The 9787-nt window shown below is 35.3% G+C and carries 8 protein-coding genes and 6 pseudogenes; 7 read left to right on the forward strand and 7 right to left on the reverse strand.

Annotated features, from left to right (window positions below):
• Positions 1 to 76 precede the first annotated feature (76 nt).
• The 5 genes and pseudogenes from phnC to JCM13188_RS15595 all read left to right on the forward strand — a co-directional run bounded on the left by phnC (position 77) and on the right by JCM13188_RS15595 (position 3746).
• Positions 77 to 860, forward strand: a pseudogene (phnC, locus tag JCM13188_RS15575) (phosphonate ABC transporter ATP-binding protein).
• Positions 844 to 1653 carry a phosphonate ABC transporter, permease protein PhnE gene (gene phnE / locus JCM13188_RS15580; protein WP_054754847.1) on the forward strand — a complete coding sequence of 270 codons (810 nt, stop codon included), beginning with the start codon at positions 844 to 846 and terminating at the stop codon, positions 1651 to 1653. The pseudogene phnC and the gene phnE (JCM13188_RS15580) overlap by 17 nt, the downstream one beginning before the upstream one ends.
• The gene (phnE, locus tag JCM13188_RS15585) at positions 1653 to 2510 is read left to right on the forward strand and encodes a phosphonate ABC transporter, permease protein PhnE (protein ID WP_279401973.1); all 858 of its coding nucleotides are present in this window, start codon (positions 1653 to 1655) and stop codon (positions 2508 to 2510) included. Before phnE (JCM13188_RS15580) ends, phnE (JCM13188_RS15585) begins: the two co-directional genes overlap by 1 nt.
• A 41-nt stretch (positions 2511 to 2551) precedes the next feature.
• Positions 2552 to 3400, forward strand: a pseudogene (gene dat, locus JCM13188_RS15590) (D-amino-acid transaminase).
• A gap of 82 nt (positions 3401 to 3482) precedes the next feature.
• Positions 3483 to 3746, forward strand: a complete 264-nt coding sequence (locus tag JCM13188_RS15595) for a NifU N-terminal domain-containing protein (protein ID WP_054754849.1) — start codon at positions 3483 to 3485, stop codon at positions 3744 to 3746.
• A 58-nt stretch (positions 3747 to 3804) separates the two neighbouring features.
• Here the strand turns inward: JCM13188_RS15595 and JCM13188_RS19735 are convergent, their stop codons facing one another.
• The 3 genes and pseudogenes from JCM13188_RS19735 to JCM13188_RS15610 form a co-directional block, all read right to left on the reverse strand.
• Positions 3805 to 3951 carry a hypothetical protein gene (locus JCM13188_RS19735; protein ID WP_279401975.1) on the reverse strand — a complete coding sequence of 49 codons (147 nt, stop codon included), beginning with the start codon at positions 3949 to 3951 and terminating at the stop codon, positions 3805 to 3807.
• A pseudogene (locus JCM13188_RS21865) lies at positions 3927 to 4669 on the reverse strand (BsuPI-related putative proteinase inhibitor). Before JCM13188_RS21865 ends, JCM13188_RS19735 begins: the two are co-directional and overlap by 25 nt.
• Positions 4670 to 4725: 56 nt before the next feature.
• A pseudogene (locus JCM13188_RS15610) lies at positions 4726 to 5579 on the reverse strand (YitT family protein).
• A gap of 131 nt (positions 5580 to 5710) precedes the next feature.
• Here JCM13188_RS15610 and JCM13188_RS15615 point away from each other — a divergent pair.
• Positions 5711 to 6579, forward strand: a pseudogene (locus tag JCM13188_RS15615) (DegV family protein).
• Positions 6580 to 6613: 34 nt separating this feature from the next.
• On the opposite strand, the gene JCM13188_RS15620 reads toward JCM13188_RS15615, so the two are convergent.
• The 4 genes and pseudogenes from JCM13188_RS15620 to JCM13188_RS15625 all read right to left on the reverse strand — a co-directional run bounded on the left by JCM13188_RS15620 (position 6614) and on the right by JCM13188_RS15625 (position 8321).
• Positions 6614 to 7561, reverse strand: coding sequence for an alpha-amylase family protein (locus JCM13188_RS15620; RefSeq protein WP_439646654.1), 948 nt, complete (start codon positions 7559 to 7561; stop codon positions 6614 to 6616).
• Positions 7544 to 7741, reverse strand: a pseudogene (locus JCM13188_RS21870) (alpha-amylase family glycosyl hydrolase); the annotation flags it as partial. The gene JCM13188_RS15620 and the pseudogene JCM13188_RS21870, both read right to left, overlap by 18 nt.
• 41 nt (positions 7742 to 7782) lie before the next feature.
• Positions 7783 to 7923, reverse strand: coding sequence for a hypothetical protein (locus JCM13188_RS19740; protein WP_279401976.1), 141 nt, complete (start codon positions 7921 to 7923; stop codon positions 7783 to 7785).
• 179 nt (positions 7924 to 8102) lie between these two features.
• The gene (locus JCM13188_RS15625; RefSeq protein ID WP_054754853.1) at positions 8103 to 8321 is read right to left on the reverse strand and encodes a DUF1516 family protein; all 219 of its coding nucleotides are present in this window, start codon (positions 8319 to 8321) and stop codon (positions 8103 to 8105) included.
• Between the two features lie 258 nt (positions 8322 to 8579).
• Here JCM13188_RS15625 and JCM13188_RS15630 point away from each other — a divergent pair, with 258 nt between their 5' ends.
• Positions 8580 to 9773, forward strand: a complete 1194-nt coding sequence (locus JCM13188_RS15630) for an ornithine--oxo-acid transaminase (protein ID WP_054754854.1) — start codon at positions 8580 to 8582, stop codon at positions 9771 to 9773.
• The last annotated feature ends 14 nt before the right edge of the window (positions 9774 to 9787 follow it).

Raw genomic sequence — 9787 nt, forward strand, 5'->3', positions numbered from 1 at the left:
CATATTTTAGATTAAATTTTAATAGGGGGAGAATAACCACTCTCCCTATTTTTTAAGTAAAGAAAGGAAGTCCTCGATGATTACTTTTAAAGATCTTTCATTAGTATATCCAAACGGAACACCTGGGTTAAAAATGTTAATGTGACGATTAACGAAGGTGAATTCGTTGTAATTGTAGGTTTGTCAGGAGCAGGTAAATCTACTTTTATTAGAAGTATTAATAGAATGGTTACACCAACAGATGGTGAACTTTATGTTGAAGATGAAAACATTCTAAATTTAAAAGGTAAAGACCTTAGAAGATTACGGACAAAAGTCGGTATGATCTTTCAAAACTATAATCTAGTTAACCGTTCTAGCGTTTTTAAGAACACAATAAGTGGTCGTTTAGGTCATACAGGTACATTTAGAAGTATTTTCAACTTATATCCTAAAGAAGATAAACTAAAAGCATATGAAAATTTAAAACGTGTCAATATCGAAAAATACATATACCAGCGTGCCGACCAACTAAGTGGTGGGCAGCAGCAACGTGTTAGTATCGCTCGTGTTTTAACACAAGACCCTAAACTTATTTTAGCTGACGAACCTGTAGCAAGCCTTGACCCGCCTACTTCTCATCAGGTTATGCAGTACTTAAAACGTATTAATAAAGAAGATAATATTACAACGATCGTTAATCTACACTTTATTGATATGGCTATGGAATATGCTGATCGAATTATTGGTATGCGAGATGGAGAGGTCGTTTTTGATGGTCCAGTGAGTGAAGTTTCAGAGAAAACATTGAAGAAATCTATAATCGTCCGATTCGCGAAGATGATTTAAGAGGAAGTGACTCTGATGACGGAGAAGAATAATAAGCAAAACTCAAATGTTTACTCACTCTACCCTCGAAAACTTAAGATGCAAATTTCTGCCATCTTTATCTTAATTATATTATTCTACTTCTATAGTTTAAGTAAAACCGGATCAGATTTTCTATTATTGTTACTAGATTTCCCAACCATTTTTAATAAACTAGTATCCATGTTCCCTCCAAATTGGGATTATATACCATTGGCTATTGATCCGTTAATTGAAACAATTCAAGTCGCTGTCGTCGCAACGACTTTTTCTATTTTAATTTGTATTCCAGCAAGTCTTTTAGCTGCGAATACTGTTACGACAAATAAATTTGTCTATCAAGCAACTCGTACAATTCTTAACATTTTACGTACTATTCCAGATATTTTACTTGCGACCATTTTCGTTAGTTTATTTGGTATTGGTATTATTCCAGGTATTTTAGCATTAACAATTTTCTCATTAGGATTACTAGCAAAATTATTAAGTGAGTCTATTGAGACAATTGATTCAAAACAGTTAGATGCTATTAGTTCAACTGGTGCTAATAAGATTCAGGTTATTTGGTATGGAGTGGTACCACAAGTGTTACCTCAGTTTATTTCTTATGGTTTATATGTATTTGAACTAAACGTAAGAGCTTCATTAGTATTAGGTTTCGTTGGTGCTGGTGGTATTGGAACGATTATCGATACACAATTAAACTTCTTAAAGTATCAAAACGTCATGGCCATACTAATTGTTTTACTTGTTGCTGTGATCATCATTGAAACAATTAGTAACATGCTGAGAAGGAGAGTTGTATAATGAGTCAAATACTACCACCAAAACCACACCAGAAGAAGAAAAGATTACGAAATTGGTTAATTTTCATCATATTAGGTATCATTTATGTATGGGCCTTTAAAGGGATTTATGAACGTGCAGATTGGTCTGTATTTGACAACCTAGGCGAAAAGTTCAATCGTGTTATTCCAAAACTCTTTAACCCAGATTGGGCTGAAACTGAAAAAGTTTGGGAATATTTAGTTGAAACAGTATTTATCGCTTATGCAGGTACATTAATTGCAGCAATTTTAGCAGTACCATTTGGTTTCTGGGCTGCCAAAAATATGGTTAAATCACCAATTTGGAACACATTAGGTAAATGGATTTTAATTTTAGATCGTACATTCCCTGAGCTAATTTTAGCTATCTTATTTGTGATTACCGTAGGTCCAGGACCATTCGCAGGTGTTCTAACAATTGGCTTAACAGCTTTTGGTATGTTAGGTAAACTATACGCTGAGATTATTGAGAGTATTGATATGAAAGTTGTAGAGGCAATGGAAGCAAATGGCGCTAATAAAATGCAAATCTTGTTTTACGCCATCTTCCCTCAAGTGTTACCAGAATTTTTATCGTTTGCCCTTTACCGCTTCGAAATAGACATACGTGCATCCACTATTTTAGGTTTAGTTGGTGCAGGTGGTATTGGTACATTAATCGTCATTGCAGCAGCTAACCGTAACTGGGAGCAATTAGGTTTAATTCTATTAGGAATTATCATAGTTGTGTCACTGATTGATTTTGTCTCAACTAAAATTAGAAAAACGTTTAGTATAATTAATGAGAGTTGTCTCTTTTTAGAGCAACTCTTTTTTATTTACATATTCTTTAATTAAGTATACTATTTGTAATAACAGCTATTGAGAGGGTGACTGAATTGTTTGTTTTATTAAATAATGATTTTGTGAACCGAAATGAGTGTTTAATTGATATTGAGGACCGCGCTAATCAATTTGGTGACGGAGTTTATGAGGTAATTCGAATTTATGACGGAGAATTTTTCTTACTGGAAGACCACCTAAAAACGCTTAATTTACAGCTTAAATGAAGCGAAAATAAATTATGATATTCACAAACATAAATTAGCGGATCAATTACAAAAATAGTTGAGAAGAATGCATTTCAAGATGGAGGTATTTACTTACAAATATCACGCGGAGCTTCACCGAGATCTCATCCATTTCCGAAAAATACAGAACCTACTTTAATTGCTTACCCAATTCCTGTATCAAAACCAGCCGAATCACAAGAACATGGCATAAAAGTTATTTTACAAAATGATTTTCGCTGGCTTAGATGTGACATTAAAAGTCTAAATTTGCTTGGAAATGTGATGGCTAAGCAAAGTGCACTTGACGCTGGCGCTAAAGAAGCAATTCTTTATAGAGATGAGGAACATGTCACCGAAGGTAGTTCGACAAATGTTTTTATTATAAAGGATGGTGTTATTAAAACTCATCCAGCTAATAACTATATTCTGAACGGTATTACAAGGCTTTATATTTTCTTTTTAGCTAAACAGCTAGACCTTACGATTAAAGAGGAAGTATTTTCAGTCAAAGAACTTAAACAGGCAGATGAGGTATTTATTTCTTCCACGACTTCAGAAGTGATTCCTGTCGTTCAAATTGATGAAGATCAAGTTAATGATGGTAAACCTGGGCCCATAGCTAAGCAACTACTAAATGCATTTTCTGAACATAAACATATTAAACAAATACAATAATTGACTGATTTCAACACTTTTCTTTTTTAAAGAGAAAATTCGTGCTAATATTAGTAGAGAATATACTAGGGAGGGATTTTGAATGAGCGTCATTGCAGAAGCGACTCCTAACCCAAATGCAATGAAATTCACCGTTGATAAAGTAATTTTTGAAGGTGACGACAGCATCTCAGTTATGCAAGGTGAAACTAGTGAACATGACATTTTAAATGATTTAATGAAATTAGAAGGTGTTGATAACGTTTTTGGATACCATAATTTCATAACCGTAAACAAAACATTTGATGCCGAATGGGATCAACTCATCCCAAAAGTAGAAAGTGTATTTGAGGGTTACGGTTACTAAATCAAAAAAAGAGCATTCCTGACCAGCCACTTTAAGGCTGATTGGGAATGCTTCTTTTTCATGGATTGAAATTTTCTAAAGTCACAAAGTGTTGCCCTTTTGGCTCACCAGTTTTCGGCCCATCTACATACAAAATCAAAGTTAGCACACCTGATTTAGGCAAATCCTCTTCTTTTACACTTACATCGAAACTAAATGGCCCCACCCTGGTTCGCCGTTCGTATTTACAGTCTCTTCTTTTATTAAGATGTTATGACCATCCTCTACATTGTAACGAAAAGAGCCATTGAATACTCTGGCTTCACCTTTTACTTGATACTGCCCACCTTCTCCTTCAACTTGAACTTTACGAAAATGAAAATTTTCATCTTTTTGAGCCTGCTCACCATTATTGCTTGGAACCGTAATTGTTTGCTCTTGAGTAAACAGTCCTGCTTTAGGCTTCTCATTATCAATAGTCATTGGTAGTAATTCTATAGTTACCTGATACTCTTTCGCTTCCACTCGCTTACCATTTTGTTTATAATCCCACGTTTGTTCCCAAGTTAAAGATTCGCCAGGTTCAAGTTCTTTTTCTTCAATGGCTTGAGTGAACATCATCCTTCTGAAAATTTATATACCTGTTCTCCTGATTCAGGGTCAGACACCACAATTTCATATTTTTGTCCTGAGCTAAAGGATAATTTAACAGTATTCTCTGTATGGTTTGTTAATTCCATTTTAAAGAGTACCTCATTGGACTTTGGCTCAACTTCTGATGTGAATTCTAACTCATCATGTACCATTTCTGAGTCATTTGAATTTGATCCATCATTCATCTGCTCTTCCTCCTCATTTGGTTCTCCTCCTGATTCTGGATTACCTTGAGTTGTCCCACAAGCCATTAGCACCATTAATAATACAAAAGGTAGTAACCTTTTCATCTTTGCGCCTCCCTAAGAACATCATTTATGACTTAGTCGTATCCATTTTCAGAAAGTTACAATTTTTCGTCATCTTTTCTAAAGAAGCCAAAGATTCCTGTAGTTTGAACGATATTTGTAAATGCATTCGGGTCAACCTCTTTAACAATCTGCTGTAAATCATATAATTCATATCTCGTAATAACCATCATCAACATCTCACGAGGTTCATTAGTGAAAGCCCCTTTCGCAGGTACACTTGTAATGCCTCGAACCATTTTAGAGTGTATGGCTTTCGTTAATTGATTTCCTCTGCCTGTAATTATCATAGCTGTCAGCTTTTCATGTCTTGTATGAATAGCATCAATCACACGTGTCGTCACATATAGAGTGACTAGTGTATACAATGCTTTCTCTGGTTCATATAACCAGCCTGCTAAAAAGATAATGATACTATTTAGAATTAAGAAATAAATACCGATGGGACGATCTTTAATACGAGATAACACCATTGCGACGATATCCATTCCGCCAGTTGAAGCACCCCATTTCAATGTTATACCGACACCAAAACCTGCTAGGATTCCTCCAAAAACTGCGTTTAATAGAATATCTTCCGCCAAATTCATTAATGGAATCGTCTCTAAGAAAACGTCGTTACAGCTACAGAAATTGCGCTATAAACAGTAAACCCTTTTCCTACTTTTAACCAGCCTAAAATAGCTACTGGTATATTTAATAGGAATAATAAAATACCTGTACTAATATCGATATTAAGAAAATCCTGAAATATACTTGATGTCATCTGAGCCACACCTGTAAAACCACTTGCATAAACATTGGCTTCAATTAAAAATAAGTTTAATGAAATCGCGTTAAAAATTGCTCCAATGATGACAATGACAAATCTTTTTAATTCAAATATAAACATGTTAACCCCCATTAATTAAATCTCATTGACGTTTTGTTCATTCACATTTAAACTAATATAAAGAAAAGCGTTAAAATTATTACAACTATAAACATATAACAACTATAATACATTATTTTAGGAGGAAATCCATGAATGTTCAAATTGTAATTGACTCAGCCTCAGATTTACCTAAAGACATCCAAGAACAATATCATATAGAATCGGTTCCTCTCATCGTTCACTTGGATGATGAAGATTATTTAGATGGTGAAACGATTGAGTCGAAAACGGTTTATCAAGCTATGCGGGACGGCAAAAGTCCAAAACAGCTCAAGCAACACCTGACTCCTTCCAAAAAGTTTTTAGTAAACATGTAAAAGAAGAAAAAACGATTATTTATCTAGCTTTCTCTTCTGAATTATCTGGTACATACCAAAGTGCTGTCATTGCCAAAGAAGAAGTCTTAGAAGAGCATCCAGATGCAGACATATACGTGATTGATACTAAAGCCGCTTCTATGGGTTGTGGACTTATCGCATATGAAGCAGCAGAACTTGCAAAGCAAGGAGCTGACGTACAAGATATACTAGATCATGCTAACCATTATGTAAATAACATTGAACATATCTTTACTGTTGATGATCTAGAATATTTATACCGCGGCGGCCGAGTCAGTCGAACTCAAGCCTTTGTTGGTAGTTTATTAAAAATCAAACCCCTTTTACATGTTGAAGAAGGAAAACTCGTTCCTTTAGAGAAAATTCGAGGTTCTAAAAAGGTTTTACGCCGTATGGTTGACCTGATGAAAGATCGAGGTCAAGAGTTTGATCAGCAAACTGTTGCCATTACTCATGGTGATGATGATGAAAATGCCCAAAAACTGAAAGAACTCATTGAAGATGAATTAAATCCTAAAAAAGTTATCGTTCACCAGATTGGAGCTGCCATCGGTGCTCATGCTGGCCCAGGGACGATTGCTCTTTTCTTCCTTAATGAAGTGAAAAATAGAGCTGTATAAAAGGGATACCCTTTTATACAGCTTTTTAGTCTTGTTAAGCTTTATTTTTTCGGTACATCAGTATTGCAAAGATAATAAATATAGCCATTACACCTGCAAATATAAAGATCAATGGCCAATATAAACCAGAATCTTCTCTAACGTTAAATATATTGGAAGACTCTCGATCCACTGCAACAGTATATGTCCCATTATCATTTTGACGCGCTAAGTCATCCTTTAATAAACCTCTTAGTTCTAAACCTTCTTCTAATTCAATATCAACTTTTTGCTGTGTTTGACTCGTATTGATTGCCACAATTGTAGAGTCATTTTGGAAAGTCCTTTTAAATACTAAGTAACTATCGTCTGCGTGTAAGATACTTATTTTCCCTTTTGATAATGATGGAAGATCATCATAAGCATTCGATATTTTTTCCATATGTCTTATTAGTTGATCTTCACCTGCCAAGAAATTCATAAGCTGATGATGACTTAAATCGTCTTTCACACCATCAAGAGGAATTTCAGAACCTTGAAATACCAAAGTGTCATTAGGAATTGTTAATAAATATGTTAGCGCTAACTTCCAATAAGTTATTGGATGGCTCCCCGTTTCCGCAAATTGATGGGTAAATCGATCTGTATCATAAAAATCCATTGATTGAATAATTTGTTCGTTTCGAATGTTTGAAGCATCTAACAAATCTTGTATGGACTTACCAGGCTGTTTGAAATAAGTAGTTAGTTCGTCCTGCGTTGAACGATCGTGGACAAGGTCGAATCCGTTTTCTAAATACTGATCAGCATTTTTATCTGATTCAGCAATTAAAGTGCCTTCAAGTTCGTCACCTGACTTTTTCCAGAAATCATTTGTTTTAGCCTCAGGATTTGAAATGTAATACCCTTCTATTTTTAATTCTTCAGACCAAGTTTGCATATGCTCGAGTAACTTATCATCATTTACATCTTGATCAATTGGAAAATGAAGCGTGACGCTCATTCCTTTTTCATTCAAAGTTTCAATTAATTTCTTAAGGTTTTCCTTTGTTCCAAACGTTTTTTGAATCTGATCGTACGATTCCACTTCTAAACCTGTATAATCCTGAGTGCTAAATATCGGTGACAATATGACATCTGTAACTCCTAATGTATTTAAGTGATCGACACGGTTAAGAATTCCCTGAAAATCACCACCATGGAAGGCTGAAGGATTATCAACGTCTACAAGCTCACCATTTTTTCACCACTTTCAAAACGATCAATCATAAGATAATAATAAACAGAGTGCCCTTCTTCAGCTTGACTAATCACAGGCAAAAGTCCAACCAATAATAGCATTAAAAGAGATATCTTTAACTTCATATTTGACTCACTCTCTTCCTAAATCTGAGAAAACATGGTTCACAGCCAATTAGTTTCTGTAGTGTTCCATGTTCTCATTTAAACTTATTAATATACAAATAAAAAGCCCCACTAATGGGGACTTTTCAATCCTTATGGTAAAATTCCAAGTGGTAAACGCCCAAAACCGAGCGCTAATACTAAAATGATCGCCAGTGCGAACTGTAGCCAGCCAGCAAAGGTTGACTTGCCTTTTTAGTAAAACCAATGACCATTTCCATAGCTCCAATTAACCAAATACCAGCTACTGACTTAACAACCGATTCGGTGAATGTTCCTCCACCTGTTCCCATATAGTTGTTAAACCACAATAATGCACCTGTAACGAGAATGAAAATGTAAAAAAGACGTAATACCATTTGAGTTATTTTAGCTGCTTTTTCGTTAGATTTTTCACAAAATTTAATACGACAAAAAATAGAATAATGCCTATTACCCAAGTGGTAATATGTAAATGAGTATTATAAAACAAAACATCACCCATCATTCATTCCTCCTTTACTTCATATACTACCATTTTAAACAAGCTTGTGCGAATAAATTGTTGACAACTTTGAAACAAAACATACAAAAGGTTATAATGAATGTTAGCGATTACATATTTATGGAGGGATTTCATGACAACTAAAACTAGTCAATCTATTATTGAACAAACTGATCACTATGGTGCTAGAAATTATAAGCCATTACCAATTGTCGTTTCAAAAGCTGAAGGAATATGGGTTGAGGACCCAGAAGGTAACCGCTATTTAGATATGTTAAGTGCATATTCAGCTGTTAACCAAGGTCACCGTCACCCTAGAATTATTCAAGCTCTTAAAGACCAAGCAGATCGGGTAACGCTAACATCCAGGGCATTTCACAACGACCAATTAGGTCCTTGGTATGAAAAGATATGTAAGTTAACAAATAAAGAAATGGCTCTTCCGATGAATACAGGGGCTGAAGCTGTTGAAACAGCTATTAAAGCAGCTCGTCGTTGGGCTTATGATGTTAAGGGTATTGAAGATGGCAAAGCTGAAATCATTGCATGTGAAGGGAATTTCCACGGCCGTACAATGACAGCAGTTTCTCTTTCATCTGAAGCAGACAACCAACGAGGGTTTGGTCCATTGCTACCAGGAATTAAAGTCATTCCTTACGGTGATGTTGATGCACTTAAAGAAGCCATTACTGAAAACACTGCAGCTTTCTTATTTGAACCTATTCAAGGTGAGGCAGGCATTGTCATGCCACCTGAAGGATTCTTAAAAGAGGCTTATGATGTATGTAAAGAAAATAATGTATTATATATTGCCGATGAGATACAGGCAGGCCTAGCACGTACAGGTAAGATGTTCGCTTGTGATTGGGAAAATGTTGATCCAGATGTATTAATTCTAGGAAAGGCACTCGGAGGCGGAGTCTTCCCTATTTCTTGTGTAGTAGCTAATGAAGATATATTAGGCGTCTTCAATCCAGGATCTCACGGTTCAACGTTCGGTGGTAACCCGTTAGCATGTGCCGTTTCTGTTGCAGCTCTTGAAGTATTAGAAGATGAAAAATTAGCTGAGCGTTCTAAGGAATTAGGCGACTACATGTTAAACGAGTTAAGATCCATTGATAGTGATAAGATTAAAGAAGTTCGTGGAAAAGGTTTATTTATCGGGGTTGAATTAACCGAGCCTGCTCGAAAATATTGTGAAGCACTAAAAGAAAAAGGCTTGCTATGTAAAGAAACGCATGAAAATGTAATTCGTTTCGCCCCTCCACTTGTCATTGAGAAGAACGATTTAGAGTGGGCAATTGAGAAAATTAAAGAAGTCTTATAAAGATTATAAAAATA

Origin of the sequence: Piscibacillus salipiscarius JCM 13188, assembly GCF_001311865.1 — a bacterium.
Taxonomy (GTDB): domain Bacteria; phylum Bacillota; class Bacilli; order Bacillales; family Alkalibacillaceae; genus Piscibacillus; species Piscibacillus salipiscarius.